Raw genomic sequence first — 599 nt, 5'->3', positions numbered from 1 at the left:
CGGCCCGCACAGCTTCACCGCCCGGGCCACCGACCCGGCGGGCAACACCGGATTACCCTCCATCCCGTTCACCTTCACCGTGGATACCGTGATTGCGCAGCCGCTGCTGGAAACCGTGACTGACGCGGTGACCGGCGGCGTGGAAGGTGCGATTAGCAACGACGGCACCGGCCTCACCAACGACGCGCGCCCCGTGCTCAGCGGCCGCGCCGAAACCGGCAGCCTGGTGACGATTTATGACGGCAACTCAGCCATCGGCAGCGTCCGGGCCGATGCTGCAACCGGCGCGTGGCGCTGGCAGAGCAGCGAAAACCTGGCCGAAGGCATGCACACGCTGACCGTGCAGGCCACCGACCCGGCGGGCAACGTCTCGGTGATTTCAGACGGCTTTACGATTACCGTAGATACCCTGATTGCACCGCCGCTGCTGGAAACCGTGACCGACGCTGTCAGCGGCGGCGTTGAAGGCGCGGTTAGCAATGACGGCACCGGCCTCACTAACGATGCGCGTCCGCTGCTCAACGGCAGCGCCGAAAAAGGCAGTCTGGTAACTATTTACGACGGCACTACGGCGGTGGGCAGCGTCTATGCCGACGTCA

Annotated in this window: 1 protein-coding gene; it reads left to right on the top strand. The window is 65.4% G+C overall.

Annotated features, from left to right (window positions below; genetic code table 11):
* Positions 1 to 599, top strand: a 599-nt coding sequence (locus KVT28_RS24675) for an Ig-like domain-containing protein (RefSeq protein ID WP_217550768.1), incomplete at both ends; no start/stop codon positions are given.

Origin of the sequence: Pantoea sp. GbtcB22 (assembly GCF_019091025.1) — a bacterium.
GTDB lineage: Bacteria > Pseudomonadota > Gammaproteobacteria > Enterobacterales > Enterobacteriaceae > Pantoea > Pantoea leporis.
This window is presented reverse-complemented; position numbering and strand designations above follow the sequence as displayed.